General features: G+C 38.2%; 14 protein-coding genes. 3 read left to right on the top strand and 11 right to left on the bottom strand.

Annotation, left to right across the window (positions count from 1 at the left end):
- Window positions 1-119 precede the first annotated feature (119 nt).
- The 3 genes from JNUCC23_RS01485 to JNUCC23_RS01475 all read right to left on the bottom strand — a co-directional run bounded on the left by JNUCC23_RS01485 (window position 120) and on the right by JNUCC23_RS01475 (window position 2,629).
- Complete coding sequence (locus JNUCC23_RS01485) at window positions 120-1,415, bottom strand: hemolysin family protein (RefSeq protein WP_454213883.1); 1,296 nt, start codon at window positions 1,413-1,415, stop codon at window positions 120-122.
- 184 nt (window positions 1,416-1,599) lie between these two features.
- The gene (locus tag JNUCC23_RS01480; RefSeq protein ID WP_403077183.1) at window positions 1,600-2,016 is read right to left on the bottom strand and encodes a MerR family transcriptional regulator; all 417 of its coding nucleotides are present in this window, start codon (window positions 2,014-2,016) and stop codon (window positions 1,600-1,602) included.
- Between the two features lie 391 nt (window positions 2,017-2,407).
- The gene (locus tag JNUCC23_RS01475; protein ID WP_454213881.1) at window positions 2,408-2,629 is read right to left on the bottom strand and encodes a hypothetical protein; all 222 of its coding nucleotides are present in this window, start codon (window positions 2,627-2,629) and stop codon (window positions 2,408-2,410) included.
- 422 nt (window positions 2,630-3,051) lie between these two features.
- Between JNUCC23_RS01475 and JNUCC23_RS01470 the strand changes: the two genes are divergently transcribed.
- On the top strand, window positions 3,052-4,518 hold the full coding sequence (locus JNUCC23_RS01470; protein ID WP_454215952.1) for an MDR family MFS transporter: 1,467 nt from the start codon (window positions 3,052-3,054) through the stop codon (window positions 4,516-4,518).
- Window positions 4,519-4,596: 78 nt separating this feature from the next.
- On the opposite strand, the gene def is transcribed toward JNUCC23_RS01470, so the two are convergent.
- The gene (gene def, locus JNUCC23_RS01465; protein ID WP_062186906.1) at window positions 4,597-5,175 is read right to left on the bottom strand and encodes a peptide deformylase; all 579 of its coding nucleotides are present in this window, start codon (window positions 5,173-5,175) and stop codon (window positions 4,597-4,599) included.
- 218 nt (window positions 5,176-5,393) lie between these two features.
- Between def and JNUCC23_RS01460 the strand changes: the two genes are divergently transcribed.
- Together JNUCC23_RS01460 and JNUCC23_RS01455 are read left to right on the top strand one after the other, a co-directional pair.
- Window positions 5,394-7,106 carry an AAA family ATPase gene (locus tag JNUCC23_RS01460; protein WP_403077192.1) on the top strand — a complete coding sequence of 571 codons (1,713 nt, stop codon included), beginning with the start codon at window positions 5,394-5,396 and terminating at the stop codon, window positions 7,104-7,106.
- Between the two features lie 322 nt (window positions 7,107-7,428).
- Entirely contained in the window at window positions 7,429-7,908 is a 480-nt protein-coding gene (locus tag JNUCC23_RS01455; protein WP_454213879.1) for a YtxH domain-containing protein, read from the top strand.
- A gap of 657 nt (window positions 7,909-8,565) precedes the next feature.
- Here JNUCC23_RS01455 and JNUCC23_RS01450 read toward each other — a convergent pair.
- The 7 genes from JNUCC23_RS01450 to JNUCC23_RS01420 form a co-directional block, all read right to left on the bottom strand.
- Window positions 8,566-9,765, bottom strand: a complete 1,200-nt coding sequence (locus JNUCC23_RS01450; protein ID WP_454213877.1) for a M20 metallopeptidase family protein — start codon at window positions 9,763-9,765, stop codon at window positions 8,566-8,568.
- Window positions 9,766-9,776: 11 nt separating this feature from the next.
- A complete protein-coding gene (locus JNUCC23_RS01445; protein WP_403077199.1) occupies window positions 9,777-10,499 on the bottom strand; it encodes an amino acid ABC transporter ATP-binding protein in 723 nt (240 codons plus the stop codon).
- A complete protein-coding gene (locus tag JNUCC23_RS01440; protein ID WP_062186912.1) occupies window positions 10,496-11,158 on the bottom strand; it encodes an amino acid ABC transporter permease in 663 nt (220 codons plus the stop codon). The genes JNUCC23_RS01445 and JNUCC23_RS01440 overlap by 4 nt, the downstream gene beginning before the upstream one ends.
- Before the next feature lie 61 nt (window positions 11,159-11,219).
- Window positions 11,220-12,050: a transporter substrate-binding domain-containing protein gene (locus tag JNUCC23_RS01435; protein ID WP_454213875.1), complete on the bottom strand. Its 831-nt coding sequence runs from the start codon at window positions 12,048-12,050 to the stop codon at window positions 11,220-11,222.
- 289 nt (window positions 12,051-12,339) lie between these two features.
- Entirely contained in the window at window positions 12,340-13,233 is an 894-nt protein-coding gene (locus tag JNUCC23_RS01430; protein WP_403077205.1) for a peptidylprolyl isomerase, read from the bottom strand.
- A gap of 257 nt (window positions 13,234-13,490) precedes the next feature.
- Window positions 13,491-14,564, bottom strand: a complete 1,074-nt coding sequence (locus JNUCC23_RS01425) for an ABC transporter substrate-binding protein (RefSeq protein ID WP_403077208.1) — start codon at window positions 14,562-14,564, stop codon at window positions 13,491-13,493.
- The gene (locus JNUCC23_RS01420) at window positions 14,561-15,367 is read right to left on the bottom strand and encodes an ABC transporter permease (RefSeq protein ID WP_403077211.1); all 807 of its coding nucleotides are present in this window, start codon (window positions 15,365-15,367) and stop codon (window positions 14,561-14,563) included. The genes JNUCC23_RS01425 and JNUCC23_RS01420 overlap by 4 nt, the downstream gene beginning before the upstream one ends.

Below are 15,367 nucleotides of genomic sequence, written 5' to 3'. Positions count from 1 at the left end.
TTCATATCATAGTAATTATTTTACCACTTTAGAACATTCACGTCTCTTTAATCCCCAGATAGACAAAAAAGCCAAAGGTTCAATCGAATGAACCTTTGGCTTTTTTCGAATCTATTCTTTTATTTAACTAAAGACGAACTTATCTTCTTGACTTCTATATATAAAACATGATGTCCATCCATCTCTTTCACAGTGAATTCATAGTCCTCGAATTCCCTTTTATCTCCTACTGCCACATCATATTTACCAGTTAAAATCCAACCACCAATCGTGTCTATGTCCATTTCAGGCAGATGGATTCCTAATGTAGAGTTGATATCTCCTATTAATGTTTTGGCATCAAAAACAAAATGATCATCTGTTATTTTTTGGATATTTGGTCGTTCATCCTGATCAAATTCATCACGGATATCACCAACAATTTCTTCTAAAATATCCTCAACCGTTACTAAACCTGCTGTTCCACCATATTCATCTGACAAAATCGCCATATGAATTCGTTCTTTTTGCATTTTAAGCAGTAAATCATGAATAGGTATCGTCTCAAGTACACGAATAACTGGAGTGATAAATTCATCAACATTTAAATCGGTCACATTTTCTTCCGTTATTGTAGCCGTATAAAGCCGTTTAATATTTACCATTCCAACTATATTATCTTTATCTCCATCTGTTACTGGGTATCTTGTAAATTGTTCTTCTTGGATTAATTCAATGACTTCAAGAAGCGAAGTTCCTTTTTCAAACGTTACCATTTCCGTTCTTGGCACCATGATTTCATTGGCAATTCGATTATCAAATTCAAAGATTTTATTCACATATTTATATTCAGATTGATTAATTTCACCGCTTTTGTAGCTCTCTGATAAAATTAAGCGTAATTCCTCTTCGGAATGGGCTAATTCATTCTCAGAAGCAGGTTTCATGCCAAACATACCGACGAGCAGACGAGAGGAACCATTAAGAACCCAGATAAAAGGATACATAATACGGTAGAACCAAATTAAAGGTTTAGCAAATATAAGCGTAACTTGCTCAGCTTGCTGAATAGCAACTGTTTTCGGTGCCAATTCACCAACAACAACGTGCAAGTATGTTACTGAAGCGAAAGCAATGGCGAATGACAGGATGCTTATTGCTGGTTCAACGACATTCAATTTTTCAAACAAAGGATGCAAAACCGCCTCGACCGTCGGTTCCCCTAACCAACCAAGACCAAGGGCGGTAACCGTAATGCCTAATTGACAAGCAGATAAATACTCATCAAGATGAGTCGTTACCCTCTTCGCAGCAAGTGCATTCTTATGTCCTTCTTCAATTAATTGGTTTATACGTGAACTTCTCACTTTGACAATGGCAAATTCAGAAGCAACGAAAAAAGCTGTTAAAGCAATTAGTAATGCTATGGCTAACAATTTTATGGTAATCTCCAATGCGGGTGGGTAATCGGTAAACAATCCTTTTTTGATTCTGCTATCTTGTATTGATCAAAATAAGGAAACACTTGAATACGATTAAATCCCAGGCACCTCCTGTAAAAGTATCTCTAATTTTTATATATAATGTACACATAATCTCGAATTCTTAACCCACTGAACATTACAATAGTAAAAGCAACAATGACTGCATTAATGTCACACTTTCATGTGACACGTGATTTTTTAATGGTTTTTTTTTCTTTTCACTTTCAAGCAATCTTATAACCATTTGCAACTCTTCATTTAAGTCATTCAATTTTTCATTTAATTGCTCTTCAGATGGATTTATCTTAGACTCGCCTTCTTGGTTAAGCATCATCCTGATATGGTCAAGTGAATGTTGCTTCTTTTTATATGTGACAATTTTTCGTAACCGTTCAAGTTCACCATATTTGTAATAGCGGTAATTAGAAGCAGAACGTTCTGGTTTTAACAATCCGAGATTTGTATAATAGTCGACTGTGCGCTTTGTCACATTCGCTAATTGTGCTAGTTCACCAATTCTTAGTCTCTCGTTCCCAACATAGTTACCTCCCAACTATCACGTTATGGTTTTGTTTGATTTAACGACTCAAACATAGTTCTATTTTACAAGATGAATGAGCATTTGAGAAATTTTTTTCACTATAGCACATAATTTTCTTAAAAAATAAAAAACCGACTTTCCTTAAGCAAGAATAATCGGTTGAAATGAATGATTTTATTTATTCGTTTTAGAAGCTTGGAGTCCAATAAGAATCTTAGGACCACATTGACATAAAGCTGAATGTTTTAATTTTTTTATAGGTGCTCCACACGTGTTACACATTTTCACTGCCATGAAACGTCCTCCTCTTTTACTCGCTTTTCTTAATAGTATACTACTTTTCATTTAATAATCAATATCAGTTTGTAATCATTATAATTTAATTGCATTACAGGACTAATTACTATCTTCTCTCTGCCATTGACTTTTCGTTTTCCTGATCCATAATCATTGTTACCTTTTCCATAAAACTAAGAATGACAGCTAATTCTTCTTCAGTATATGTCTGGCACGCTTCTTTGTTCGCTTCTGCCAATGATTCGAAATGATCTTTTATTTGTTTTTGTCGCTTTTGAATCGGGGTTATCATGACTTTCCTGCGATCTTCCTCGTCTTTTTCTCTCAACATAGCCTGTTTTTTCAAGCCGATCAATAAGCGCCGTAACTGAACCTGAGCTTAGACCAGTCATTCTTGACAGTTCAGCCGCGGTAATGGGCCCTGTTCCATTTAAAATTTCTGCCGTCTTTAAATCTGTCTAAACGCCCCCCATCTCTTGTTGAAATAAGACGCTCCTCATCCCATATTTATGTAGGCTTTATAACAAACTCTCTAACATCTCTCGTTTTTGCAGATTATCCCTTGACATGGACTGGAACCTCCCACTAAACTTGGTTTTATCTCGATTATCAAGATAGTTATTTTTAAATTTTTTTCAAATGAACTAATTACATGGGTCCATTAAAAAAAGGGGGATTTAATTGATAGCTGATATTCAACAGAATAAAAATCAAAACCTTATTGTTGCTGGTTTACTTTTAGCAATTTTCATGTCGGCGATGGACAATACCATTGTTGCTACGGCGATGGGGACCATCGTTTCAGATTTAGGAGACTTCGATAAGTTTGTCTGGGTCACATCTGCCTATATGGTTGCCACAATGGCTGGGATGCCGATTTTCGGGAAACTTTCCGACATGTATGGTCGCAAACGTTTTTTCATTTTTGGTCTTATTGTTTTTCTACTTGGATCTGCATTATGCGGAATTGCCCAAAGCATGGTCCAACTAAGTATTTTTAGAGCGATACAAGGGATTGGCGGTGGAGCCCTAATGCCGATTGCCTTTACGATTGTATTTGATATTTTCCCACCTGAAAAACGCGGAAAAATGACTGGATTACTCGGTGCTGTTTTTGGGGCATCAAGTGTTATGGGACCTTTATTAGGCGCTTATATTACTGAGTATATAAGTTGGCATTGGGTTTTTTATGTGAACGTACCCATTGGATTAGTATCCTTATTTTTCGTACTACGCTACTATAAAGAATCTCCACAAGTTCAGGAACAAAAAATTGATTGGGGCGGAGCTACAACACTTGTCATCGCCGTAATTAGTCTCATGTTCGCACTTGAACTAGGCGGTGGTAAATATAGCTGGGACTCAATCCAGATTATCGGCTTGTTTACTAGTTTCGCCGTGTTCTTGTTATTATTTTTCTTTTTCGAAAAAAGAGCGCAAGAACCAATCATATCTTTCTGGATGTTCAAAAATCGATTATTTGCCACTTCGCAAATTTTAGCGATTCTTTATGGGGCATCGTTTATTATTTTAACTGTTTATATTCCGATCTTTGTCCAAGCTGTATATGGAGGATCCGCTACAAATGCAGGGCTTATCCTTATGCCAATGATGCTCGGTTCTGTGGTTGGAAGTGCATGCGGTGGGATTTTCCAAACGAAAGCAAGCTTCCGCAATTTAATGATTATTTCAATAACCGCTTATTTTATTGGCATGTTCTTGCTCGGAACATTAACACCTGAAACAAGCAGAGGATTGCTCACCCTTTATATGACAATCGTTGGTATTGGAGTTGGTTTTTCATTTTCTTTACTACCAACAGCATCCATACATGGTTTAGAGCCGCGTTTTCGAGGATCCGCTACCTCAACGAATTCATTTTTGCGATCATTTGGAATGACGTTAGGTATCACCATTTTCGGCGCCATACAAAATCATGCATTTACGAGCAAATTAGCTGATTCATTTAAAGGGATGGGGAATGGTGCTGAAGGGACGTTTACTAATCTTAAAGATTCACGTGAGCTGTTCCAATCAGAAGCTCGTGCAAACATTCCAGACTTTGTTCTTAACAAGATTGTACAAGCCATGTCAGATTCGATTTCCTTAATTTTTATGCTGGCACTTATTCCAATTAGCCTAGCAGTTGTTACCGTTTTCTTTATGGGGAACACACGCGTTAAAGCGACGCAAAAAGGGGCTGTAAAACAAAAATAAAACAAGGCTGTCTTTATGACAGCCTTGTTTTATTTCCCAAAATTGTTTCGTATCAAACCTTACTTTACGGATTACATTTCATATACTTGTAATATCTACATTATCAGGAAGTTTAAATGGATTTTTTTCATTAATCCTGTCATAGAACATGACGCCATTTAAATGGTCCAATTCATGCTGGAATACAATGGCTGGGAACCCTTTCAGGCGAAGTTGGATCTCCTCCCCTGCTAAGTCCGTTGCTTTCACTTTGACACGCTCATATCTTGGCACGTAACCACTTATGTCACGGTCAACAGAAAGACAGCCTTCGCTTTGGGGCAAGTAGACCATTGATGCTGAATGACTGATAATTTTAGGATTAACGAGCGCATGTTCATACAGGTTTCCTTTTACGTCTGTAAAGTACATGACGAACATTCGTTTATTCAAACCGATTTGATTCGCAGACAGCCCTACTCCAGCACGTAAATGATACTTCTTTGCTGTATCTGGGTCCTGACTATTTTTCAGGAACTGCATCATACTCTCCAATGTTTCTTTGTCTTCTGCAGAAAGGGGCAGTTTCACTTCTTCCGTATTCTGACGTAATATCGGATCGCCCTCTCTCACAATATCGTCCATTGTAATGATATAATCTCGCTTAAATTTATTCATTCATAACCATTCCTCTATTGTTGTTTGAGAACTAGTCTCATGCCTTTTCACTTTACCATGCCACACTTATTACTGTCTAACAACGAACTTACTACTGAAAAAAATAAACCTCGTTATAGATCATTACATTATTTCCCACTATAAATAGTACAAAAGAACCATTTATAATAGAAGTTAGTTCACTATACTAGTTTCATATAATAAAGGGAGATGAGAAATTGAACGCAAACTCTAGATTCGTTTCGAAATTCTTGCCAATCTTTGTGGCATTACTCGTGATCATTTCCGGTGTTTTATTGTATGCTGTTAATCAGCCACAGAAAACAGAAATTCCTTTTTCTTCAGTCGAAAGTACGATTGTAGCTCAAAATGGTGAATTAGTAACGTTGAAGGAAAACCAGAATGGTACGCTGACATTGATTACTCCAGATAGAAGTTATATTTCTCACGTACCACCGAATAGCCAATTAGTAAACAAACTTGTTGAAACATATAATGTTCAGTATTCGTTCTCATCAACTAGCCCATTTAGTTTATGGTTGTTAGGCGGATTAATCGCTGCATTAGTGGCAACCACCATTATTATACAAAGAAAAACAAAAGGTGGCATTGGAATCGGAAAAATGAAGAATAGTGTTTCTTCTGCAAAACCGCTCCCAGCCATTACCCTTGATGATATCGGCGGATTACAGACCGAAATTAAAGAAGAAATTCTACAGACACTTTCCATTTTAAAAGAGCCTGAGCGTTCAGAAAAATTAGGAATCACCGCTCCAAAAGGAATTCTATTATATGGGCCTCCCGGAACCGGGAAGACGTTGCTTGCTCAGGCCATCGCCAAAGAAATGGGTGCAAATTTCTTTTCTACAAGCGGTTCAGCCTTTAATGAAATGTTTGTCGGTGTTGGGGCTTCTCGTGTTCGTAGTTTATTCCAAAATGCAAGAAAACAAACACCAGCGGTCATTTTTATTGATGAAGTAGATGCTTTAGCCGCTAAACGAAAAGAACATGGCGGCGAAGAAGGAGAAAAAACATTGACTGAGCTACTCGTTCAGCTTGATGGCGGACATTCAAACGATGGAATTTTGTTTATCTCCGCTACGAACCGAAAGGATATGTTAGATGACGCCTTCCTGCGCCCTGGACGGATTGATTTTTCATTCCAGGTGCCGCTGCCAGATACGAAAGGCCGGAAAGAAATTATTGATATCCACGCAAAAGGCAAGCAGCTGTCAAAAGATGTTCTTCTTTCTCTTGATACGTTAGCTGAAAGCACCTCAGGTTTTTCCGGTGCGGATTTAAGTGCACTATTTGATACGGCCTCCAGACGGGCTTTACGTAATGGACAAGAGTTTATTGAGAAAAGTGATCTTGATTATGCCATTGACCGGACAATTTTAGGCACCACATCACGTTCATTGAATGATCCTGAAACAAAAAGACGTGTCGCCATTCATGAAAGCGGACATGCCCTTGTTGCTACGATTACGAAACCAGGTTCTGTTCGTAAAGCAACCATCATTCCCCGTGGCGATGCACTCGGTTATGTTGCACCGCTTCATAAAGAACTGCATTTAGCCACGACTAGTGAATTACTCGATCAAGTCAAAATGATTCTTGCTGGCGGTGTTTCAGAGCGGATGTTTTTGGGTGAACATAGCATCGGTGTAAGCGGTGATGTCAAACAAGCGAAACATCTACTTGAACAAATGGTTGAAACCGGAATGCTTCAAGACGGTTTTACTCTTACGTTCAATAAAGGGGAAAAAGAGAAAAAGATGCAGGAATTATTTAACGAAGCGATTCAGGCAACCGAAAAACTTATCAGTAGGAATCGCGAACAATACGAAGAACTTGTCGAAGCGTTATTAAAGAAGGAAACACTTGATGGATCAGAGGTTGAAGAAATCATTGGTTCTGATCGACCCTAAATCGCCCTTGTTTGATAAAAACCCTCCTTGGCACTGATGATTGCCTAGGAGGGTTTTTATTTTTATGTTCCTACCATCCACATAGTAGCAGTGAATGTAAGAACATTACCAAAGATTCATTAACTGTAAATATAAAGGTCGATATACACTTCTGTACCTATTAAATTAGCAAAATTAATGAATCTGTCTTTTTAACCCTTCCTTAAGAGTTCGTATTAAGGTCCTCAACAATTACTGTAAAACTAAATGATGTAGTTTAACAAATAAGTAAACCGGGAAAATACAAACTAGCTAATCATTTTGATGCTAGGAGGAATTAAACATGGGTCAAGCTGCAGATGATCAAAATAATAGTAAACTGGTAAAAGGAATAATTGTCGGGGGAATTATAGGTGGAGCACTCATGCTCCTAAATTCATCAACAAGGACCAAAGTAAAAGAAACAGCATTGGATATTAAAGACTCATCCTTGGACATGATTACCCAAGTGAAAGAAAACCCGGATGAAGTGAAAGATAATATGATTAACCGTTTTAAATCAGCATCCGAAGTACTAAAAGAGGCAATCAGTGATGCTCAAGACCTTTATTCAATAATTAATGAAGATGTGTTCAGCAAGGTAAGTGAGGTCAAGGATATTTCAACGGATGCCGCGTCTACAGTAATGGAAGCCAAAGATGATTTAGTGGGCATAGGCTCCAAGATCGCTGAAGCAAGTAGTCAATTAAAGGACGCTTCAACAGAATCTATAGCTAATTCTAATCAGCCACAACAAGTGAATGAATCGATCAAGTCAAAATGATTCTTGCTGGCGGTGTTTCAGAGCGGATGTTTTATGGTTAAAACCGGAATGCTTCAGGATGACTTCACTCTTACGTTCAATAAAGGCGAAAAAGAACAAAAAAATGCAGGAATTATTTAACCAAGGCGACTCAAGCAATTGAAAAACTTATCAGTAGGAATCGCGAACAATACGAAGAACTTGTCGAAACATTATTGAAGAAAGAAACACTTGAAGGATCTGAAGTGGAAGAGATTGTCGGCAGTGGACGAACTGAAATAGCACTTGTTTAAAGACATGGGGACGGGGCTTCGCGACTTACTATTCTAGACAATCCCTTTGAAGTTATACGTACTTTAGTAAGGAAGTATTTCAAAATTCTGCTTCGCACCGCCACTATTGTGATTAGGCGAGTGTAGCGTGCTTAATGATAGATCATTCATAGTAAATTGTGGGGTTTAAACGCCATATTCGTTTTGTATAAATAGATTCCATTAAGTCCAGTAACTCAAGATTATAATGTTTATGTATCCAAATCGCACAGGATTTCTAGAAATTCTGTGCGATTTGTGTGCAATCTAAGCAATGAATATTAATTGAGATAAGAGTAGGTTGTTAATTTTACCTCGTTTATGTTGTTTGTCATCTTTTATGCAACTAAACAGGGCTTTGCTTTTCTTATTTGTCTTGCAGTAATTGAAAAGCAGCTTGGACCATCCATTTTACGCCGACTTTGATAGCTTCTTCGTCGACCATAAATTGGGGGTGATGCAAGTCGTAGGTAATTCCTTTTTCTTCATTTCTCGAGCCTAGCCATACATAGCATCCAGGTACTTCTTTTTGATAGTACGAGAAATCCTCTCCACCCATAGTTGAATCGGCTAGAAGCGTATTTGCTTCACCTACAACGGATATTGAAGAGGAGCGCGCAATTTCTGTTACTCTAGCATCATTTACTACGGCAGGAATTAAAAATTTGTAATCAATTTCGACTTCGCCGCCAAGTCCGGTAACCGTATTTGTCACGACTTTTGTAAAAATCTCATAGATGTTTTGTCTAACTTCTTCATTTGAAGTTCTGACGGTTCCTTTTAAAATAGCGCGATCGGGGATGACATTATTGGTTGCACCTGCTTGAAAAGAACCAATACTTACAACCGCAGATTCTTTAGAGGAGATGTTACGGCTTACGATTGTTTGGAGCTGACTAACAACGGCACTCCCTATCACGATTGGATCAATGGTTCTTTCAGGCAGTGCCGCATGTCCACCTTTCCCTTTTATCGTAAGGGTAAAGTCGTCCACACTTGCCATAAAGAACCCTGCTTTTATCCCCATTGTACCTGTAGGAATGTCGGGGGAATTATGGAGACCAATGATCGATTCTACACCTTTTAATAAGCCTGCTTCAATGAGGGATACAGCTCCTCCTTCGGTTTCTTCCGCTGGTTGAAATAATATACGAACATTCCCTGGTAGGATCTCACTAAGCCCTTGCAAGATAATCGCAGCACCTAATGCGATCGTTGCGTGGACATCATGGCCGCACATATGGCTGACGCCGTCTATTTTGGAACGAAACGGCAGATTAGACTCTTCTTGAATCGGTAGCGCATCAATATCTGCACGTAAAGCAATGGTCGGCCCTTGTTGTTTTCCAACCACTGTTGCCGCTGTCCCTGTTTTTAAGTCAGTAGGAATTTGTGAGATTCCAAATTCATCTAACCATTCGTTTAAACGTTTTGTCGTTTCAAATTCCTTGTTACTAATTTCAGGATTCATATGAAGATGTCTTCTGATTTCAATTAATCGAGGGAATAAATGATCTACTTTTTCTTCTAGCATGGCGGAAAACTCTTTAGTTGAAACTTCGTTCATGATCGCCCCTCCTATTTCAAATGTCCTAAAAATTCTTTCGTTCGCTCATGCTTCGGCTGATCGAAGATGTCCTCTGGAGAGCCTTGCTCAACAATATAGCCTCCATCCATAAAGATCACACGATCAGCTACTTCCTTAGCAAATCCCATTTCATGTGTGACGACCACCATCGTCATCCCTTCCTTTGCCAATTGTTTCATGACTGCCAGTACCTCACCGACTAATTCTGGATCAAGGGCAGATGTGGGTTCATCAAACAGCATAATTTTTGGTTCCATAGCCAATGCTCTAGCAATTGCCACACGTTGTTTTTGTCCCCCAGATAATCGATTAGGGAACTCATCTACTTTGTCTTCTAATCCTACTTTTTTAAGAAGTTCCATGCCTTTTTTCTTCGCCTGATCCTTTGTCACCTTTTTTAACAAGACAGGTGCTTCCATGATATTCCCGATTACGGTCCGATGAGGGAATAAATTAAATTGCTGAAAAACCATCCCGATGTCCTGACGAAGTTTGTTTAATGAGGACTCTTTTGACTCAACTATTTTTCCATTAATAGTGATCGTCCCACTGTCAGCTACTTCTAAACAATTCATGCAGCGGAGAAACGTACTTTTCCCAGAGCCACTGGGTCCGATAATCACGACAACTTCACCGGGAGCAACGTCTAAATCGATCCCTTTTAAAACTTCTAATTTATTAAATGTTTTCACCACATTGTTACATGAAATCATTCATATGCACCTACCTTTTTCTCAATTTTCCCTATAATAAAGGACATGACAGTCGTTAATAGTAAGTAGATTAAGCCAACCAGGAAAAAGACTTCCATATAACGGTACGTACTGCTGATAATTTGTTGGCCTGTCCGTAACAAATCATATAAGGCAATTGTTGATACAAGGGATGATTCTTTAATTAAAGCAATAAATTCGTTCCCTAGAGGCGGCAGCATTCGGCGAAAGGCTTGAGGAACGATGACGCGTCTCATAGATTGACTTGAACTTAATCCAAGTGATCTTGCTGCTTCCATTTGTCCTTTATCGATCGATTGAATCGCCCCTCTGGCAATTTCCGCAATATAGGCAGCTGCGTTTATCGATAGCGCTATGCAGGCCGAAACAAATGGCGGCATCGTAAGGGCGCTGAATACCGATGGAATGGCAAAGTGGATGATAAATAATTGCAATAATAGAGGGGTGCCACGTATTACCCAAATGAAAAATCTACTTAGCTGTGATAAAAGAGGGTTCTTTGAAACCCGGCCAAGTCCAACCAGCAATCCTAATATACTTCCAAAAATCACCCCAATTACCGCGATTTCAACGGTAACTAAAGCCCCCTGTAATAAGTATGGTAAATATGTAAGTGCAAAGGATAAAAAATCGTTCATTTCTCTCTCTCCTTTTGAAAATAAAACGGATAAAACGGTTGCCCGGTTTATCCGTCATAGATTATTTTTTTGTAATGTCCGTCTCAAACCACTCTTCACTGATTTTACTTAATGTCCCATTATCTTCAACAGTCTGCACTGCTTTTTCTAAGGCTTCCCGAAGCTGAGTATCATTTTTTCGAACAGCAATACCCATAGGTTGTACTTGGAATGCTTCTCCTACAACTTCAAATTCTCCAGGCTTGGTCGCCATATAATAACGGCCAATCATTTCTCCTACAACAGCAGCCTCTACACGTCCAAGTCCCATGTCATTGAATACATCGGTAGTCAAATCATATTTTTTTACTTCTTTAAGCCCGCTTATGGAATTCGCAGCTGTTTCACCTGTAGAACCTAATTGGACCCCGACAGTCTTTCCTTTCAAATCATCTACTGATTTGATATTTAACGGATTTCCTGTTTTTACAGCCAAAATTTGTCCGACACCAAAGTATTCGACAAAATCAACTTTTTTCTTTCTCTCATCCGTTACATTCATGGAAGATAAAATCATGTCAAATCGTTTCGCATCTAAACCAGGGATAATTCCATCCCATGCTGATGGGACAAATTTCACTTTAACGCCGAGTTCCTTGGCAAGTGCTTCGGCAAAATCAATATCAAAACCTACCAACTCATTTTTATCATTGCGATATTCCATAGGTGGGAGTGTATCATCTAAGCCAATGGTGATTTCACCCTTTTCTTTTATTTCAGCTAAGGTATCGCCACCCGTTTCATTTTCACCTTGTTTATTATTTGAACTATCAGGCAATTTAGGTTGTGTGCCACAAGCTGTAACCATTAAAGCAATTGCCACCATTAATAATGATATTATGACCTTTTTCATATTTATCCCCTCACACGTCTTTACTTCTTTACGTCTTTACTTCTTTACCCCTTTATCTATTTAGCGAAATAAAGTATTCTGATAAAATCATTTTACGAAAATGATGGGTAAAATGCAAGATGTTTTTTTATCAACTTCCGATACCTCTCCGCTGCTATAGGCTAATAAAGCTCGAAAATTGCGGAATTTGGCTCTTTTCTCCCTCTTTTTTAAACACACACTTAAAACAACCCAAAGAAAAAAACGAGCAATTTCTGCTCGTTTCTTTCTTTGGATCTTGAATTCATTATTACTTCTCAGGAACTAATGTATTACTAATCTTGTGATCTTTTTTCGTCTCTGTTAGCCATGTCGGGAATTCAGAGGATAGTTTTTGAGTTTTGAGAGCTTCTTTGATGTCTTTTTTACTATCTTCAAAGCTCGCTGCTTTCGCTTCCTTTTTACCAGTTACTTGAATGATATGATAACCAAATTCTGTTTTAACTGGATCACTGATCTCGTTTATCTTCATGGAGAAAGCTGCCTTTTCAAACTCTGGTGCCATTTCATCTTTTCCGAAATAGCCTAACTTCCCTCCATTGGAAGCATTTGCAGCATCAGTAGAATATTCCTTTGCTAATTTAGTAAAGTCGCCTCCATCAGCTAATTTCGTAGCTACTTCTTTAGCTGTCGCTTCATCCTTCACTAAAATATGACTTGCTTCTACTTGCTCAGCTTGCGCATACTGGTCTTTATTGGCTTCGAAATACTCCTTCATTTCATCATCTGTAATCTTGATTCTAGGCTCTAATAATTTTACAGTCTTTAAATACGAGCGAATATCTTCTTCAATATCCGCAGTTTTCAAGCCACTACTTGCAAGCTGCGCTTCGAACGTATCTTTTCCACCATATGACTCCATCATCGTATCGAGCTCTGTTTGAATTTCCTTATCTGTGATTTTCACTTTTTCTTTATCTGCTTCAAGGTCAACCAATTTATTCGTAATCATTGTATCTAAGACAGTCGCTCCATATTGACTGACAAGGGCATCGTACAACTCGTCCTTACTAATTTTATTTCCATCCACTTCTGCCACGGTCTCATTGCTTGAAAAAGCGGCAATAAGTACGGCTGCAGCGACAATAAGCAGAATGGCTGCACCCCATATATACGTTTTTGTACTTTTAAAGAAATCTTTCATCAGCGCTCTCCCTTATCATTAATACGTTCGTTTCTATGATTTTTTCTTATTCATTCATCATATCGAGAAAATATGACGAAACTATGAACGAGTCTTTAAATAAGTGTGAAAATCACATATTTTTGTCAAAATGAAAAAGAGGCTATCCTAAACCAAATGGTCAAACCAACAACTATATACAATTAACAAGTGTATGAAACACTATAAATCGCGTATAGAATGTAAGTCAAATCCATTCAGGACATCCTCCTCGCTCATTATTTTCGGTGCATTTTAAACTCCAGGAAAAGTTCATTATAGGTAGCCAGATTTCTTTTCCCAAGGTTCTCATATACTTCTAGCTTATCAGTTAATTCCGGTGACGGATAAAAACGTTCATCTTTTACCACTTCTTCCGGTAAAAATTCCAGTGCTGCTTTATTCGGCGTTGAGTAGCTTACATACTCTGTGTTTTGTGCAGAAACCTTCGCATCTAGCATGAAGTTAATGAACGCATGGGCCCCATCAATATTCTTTGCTGTTTTCGGAATGACCATATTATCAAACCATAAATTAGACCCTTCACTTGGTACGACATAGTCTAGGTCTTCATTTTCAGACATAATTTCTGAAGCATCTCCTGACCAAGTAATCCCAATGGCCGCTTCTTTGTTTGCTAGCAGCAATTTATTTTCATCACCGACAATTGCCTTGATGTTTGGAGTCAATAAATCAAGCTTCGCCTTCGCTTCTTGTAAATGTAATGGATTTGTATCATTTAATGAATAATGTAAACTATTAAGTCCCATTCCGATTACTTCTCGCGCGCCATCAATTAATAAAATTTCGTTTTTTAATTTAGAATCCCACAAATCATTCCAGCTTGTTATTTCCATCCCATTCAACATTTCTGGATTATAGACAATACCCACTGTTCCCCAAAAGTACGGAACAGAATATACATTATCAGGATCAAATGGCAAGTCTAGAAACCGTTCATCGATATTCTCCAGATTCGTCAGCTTCGAGTGGTCAAGTTGAATTAATAAGTCTTCCTTAATCATTTTATCAATCATATATTCAGATGGAACTGCAACATCATACGTCGTTCCACCTTGTTCAATTTTCGTCATCATCGCTTCATTCGAGTCAAATGTCTCATAAATCACTTTTATACCTGTTTCTTTTTCAAACTGATCAATTAAATCCGTATCAATATAGTCTCCCCAGTTATAAACCGTCAACGTATTGCCACCTGACAAACCTTGTGATTGATTCAATCGATTCGTGATAGAAAGGAGCACAATAGAAACAAGAATGATCGTCAAAAATACACGGACTAACTGTTTCATTTACGAACCCCCATTCCGCCTGACTTCGTACTACGCTTCGTGATGAAGTAATAGCCAATAACCAAAATAACGGTAAACAGGAATAGTAAGGAAGACAGAGCATTAATATTCAAAGATACTCCCCTACGTGCCAATGAGTAGATTTCAACCGACAAGGTCGAAAACCCATTTCCTGTCACAAAGAATGTAACCGCGAAATCATCAAGAGAGTATGTCAGTGCCATGAAAAACCCAGCAAATATACCTGGAGTAATATAAGGTAAGATCACTTTTGTCAGCACACCCATGTTGCTTGCTCCAAGATCTCGTGCTGCATCAATATAGGTCGGGCTCATTTCCATTAGTTTCGGCAGAACCATTAAGACGACGATTGGTACACTAAATGCAATATGTGCTAGCAACACGGAATAAAAACCAAGCTTGATTCCAGCCATCGTAAACAAAATCAAAAACGATGCACCGATAATCACATCCGGGCTGACGATGAGCACACTATTCAATGATAAAAAGGTATTTTTCGTTTGTCTTTTCCTTACCGAATGAATAAACAAAGCACCTATTACACCAATAATCGTCGAGATTAAAGCAGATAATAACGCAATCACAAGTGTATTCAAAACAATAATTAACAAGCGCGTATCACCAAATAATTCACGATACCAATCCAACGTAAAGCTTTCAAAGTTGAACATAGTACCGCCGCTGTTAAATGAGTAAAAAATAAGAAAGAAGATTGGTGCATACAAGATAAAAAAGATAAGCACTAAAAATAGCGAAGATACAGATGACAATTTCTTCTTCAT

This window comes from Peribacillus sp. JNUCC 23, assembly GCF_053653995.1.
The sequence above is the reverse complement of the archived record's forward strand: the minus strand, read 5'-3'. Positions and strand labels throughout refer to the sequence as shown.